At 52.6% G+C, this 2,629-nt stretch carries 3 protein-coding genes; 1 reads left to right on the forward strand and 2 read right to left on the reverse strand.

Translation table 11 applies throughout. The features are described from left to right. The first annotated feature begins 31 nt into the window (after nucleotides 1-31). A complete protein-coding gene (locus MVD07_RS03435) occupies nucleotides 32-340 on the forward strand; it encodes a thioredoxin family protein (protein WP_297498695.1) in 309 nt (102 codons plus the stop codon). Nucleotides 341-742: 402 nt separating this feature from the next. Here MVD07_RS03435 and MVD07_RS03440 read toward each other — a convergent pair whose 3' ends face one another. Beyond that, nucleotides 743-1,972, reverse strand: coding sequence for an FprA family A-type flavoprotein (locus MVD07_RS03440; RefSeq protein WP_297498690.1), 1,230 nt, complete (start codon nucleotides 1,970-1,972; stop codon nucleotides 743-745). Between the two features lie 48 nt (nucleotides 1,973-2,020). Then, nucleotides 2,021-2,629: hypothetical protein (locus MVD07_RS03445; RefSeq protein WP_297498693.1), on the reverse strand; the 609-nt coding region annotated here is incomplete at its 5' end.

A 2,629-nucleotide genomic window follows, 5' to 3' on the forward strand; every position in this document is an offset into this window, starting at 1 on the left:
CCTCTATTCTTATTTCGTGGAGGTAAATAAGTTGATAGTCGAGTACGATGGGAAAACAGACCTGGAAAGCGGAAAGGCCGTGCTGTGGTTCTCCATCCCAGGCTGTCCGCCGTGCAGGCTCGTCGAGGGCTTCATGGGGGAGGTGGACGAGGAGTTCCCGGAGGTCAAGGTCGTCCATGTAAACGCTGAGAAGTGGAATGACCTCGTGGAGCGCTTTGACGTCCTCAACGTCCCAACGCTGGTCTACCTGAAGGACGGGAGAGAGGTGGCGAGGCAGAACCTGATAAGGGGCAAAGCCGAGGTGCTGGTGAGGTTTAGAGAGCTGGAAAGCACCCGATAAGGCTCCCTCAACCACGAGTTTGGAGGAAATCAAGATGTCTCTTCCTTCCCGGAAACTCTGGAAGGTAGTAAAAAGATAAAAGCGCCTCGACGTAATCATGGATTAAGGAGATACCGGATGGAGGTGCCCAGACTGCTCAAGCTCCTCTCCAGTGAGATCAACCTCTAGATACCCTCCGTCCTCAGGACCGGATCGTTCAGCCCACGCGAACTGGTGCGACTCTCCAGAGGGACGAGAGCAACATTTCACGACGTTTTAGAGCCATCGTCGAGGAGGATAGGAATTGGTAAGAATACGGGAGTGTACTTCTGAAGGTTGAGAGAACAAGCATACACTCCCGGTCAGATGACCTCTGACTGCTTTGTCTGACAGCCGGGAGTCATCTTAGAAAAAGTAGAAGAATCAGCCACTCCATTCAACGAGCTTCCTGACGGCTTCCCTTAATCTCTTTTCGTCCTCTTCTGTCGGCCTGCCCCTACTCTCTACTGTGTCAACGAGGTCAAACTTGCTTCTCGCTATGAGGGTCTCTATCTTCTTGCCCGCAACTCCTCCCCAGCCGAAGGCACCTACGATAAGGACAGGCTTCTCGTAGTTGGCCTTGTCGAGTATCTCGTAGAGAGCGTAGCGTATGCGCGGGTGTATCTCGGCCTCGTAGGTTGAGGCTCCTATTATGATAGCCTCGCTGTCTGGAACCTCACCGAGGATGTCACTTACCGCCGGGGCCTCCCTGTCTGTGAAGCGGTAAACTATGGGTTTCTTCCCGAGCTTCTTCAGCTCGTCTATGACGATGCCCATCCTCCCCTCGACGAAGCCGTACATCGAGTCGTAGATAACCAGAACCTTGTCCTTCGTGGGGATTCCTGCTCCAACGCGTTCGTAATACTCGAATATCCTCTTCGGGTGCCTGCACCAGGCCAAGCCGTGGCCTGGGAGTATCATCCTAGCTTCCGTGACTATTCCGAGATCCTTGAGCTTGTTGATGTTCTGGACGATGTACTTGTGGTAGTGACCGATGACGGTAACTATGTACTTGGTGACGTGAGGTAAATACTCCTCGATGACCTTCTCGTCGCTGTCGTCTATTGTCTCCGGAATTCCGTAGCCGCCGCCGGCGTCGCAGGAGAAGATGAGTTTATCTTCAACCACGTAGGTTATCATCGTGTCCGGCCAGTGAAGCCAGGGGACGGTTATGAAGCGGAAGGTCTTCCCGCCTATCTTCATCTCTTCGCCGTCCTTGATGGCTCTGAAGTTCTCAACCACTTTGTTGCCGTAGAAGCCCTGGAGGAGGTTTCTTGCGAAGGTCGTCCCTATGACCATAGCCTTGTAACCGTTCTCTTCGAGGAGCTTCGGCAACGCTCCACTGTGGTCCGGCTCGGTGTGGTGGACTATCACGTGGGTTATCTCTTTCGGGTCAGCGAGCTTCTTCAGTGTCTCCATGAACATGTCGGTGTACTCGGCTTTGGTTGTGTCGAAGAGAACGACGGCATCTTTCAACTTCATCAGGTAGGCGTTGTAGGTTATCCCCTCGGGGATATCCCATGTTGCTTCGAAGTAGCGTATCCTGTCATCGTCAACCCTGATGATGTAGAGCTCCGGGTCAGTGCAGAGCTTTTCGATCCTAACTTCAGGCATGATATCACCCAAAAAAATTTCGACGGGATGATTAAAAAGGTTTTCATGTCAAATTCTTTTTGGTTTTAGGATTATGAGGTAGTAAGGCCAATAATCCCTTGAAAGAACCAGTTCGTAACCCCGGGCAAGCTTCAGGAGTTCCTCCTTTGAGATGCGCTCGTGAACCGGCGGTCCCCTCGTTTTTTCTCTCATCCACTCTATGACCAGAACGTAGTCGGAGGCTCTAGCCCACTCAAGGTAGGCTTCCCTATCACTGATCTCGTGAAGCGAGAGCGAAAAGGCCACGAGGTTGGGTCTCATTGGAAGGGTTGGGGGTTTCTCCGCCAATAAAACCTCAACGTTCTCCATTCCCCTTCCGCGAAGATTCCCCTCAAGAATCCGAGCCATCTTGGGGTTGGCCTCAATGGCGTAGACTTTCTTAAAGACCCAACTGAGAGGAATGGTGAGGTAACCTGCCCCGGCCCCCACATCAACTGCAACGTTTCTCTTGACGTGAAGGGAGATGATATGTGAGAGTATCCTCCTGGGTGGAAGAGCCTTTCTCCTCAGGGGGTTGTCAAGGGAGCTTGCGTAGGCCGGATCGAAGGGCATTGTCACCGTACTCCAGCCAAGTCCCTTTGTAATGTTCTCAACCCCCTTGGCTCCCGAATCCGACTG

Origin of the sequence: Thermococcus sp. (assembly GCF_027008145.1) — an archaeon.
In the GTDB taxonomy this organism is placed as follows: domain Archaea; phylum Methanobacteriota_B; class Thermococci; order Thermococcales; family Thermococcaceae; genus Thermococcus.

Coding starts and splice junctions, on each gene's coding strand:
- MVD07_RS03440 (WP_297498690.1), bottom strand. CDS start 1,972: ATGCCTGAAGTTAGGATCGAAAAGCTCTGCACTGACCCGGAGCTCTAC.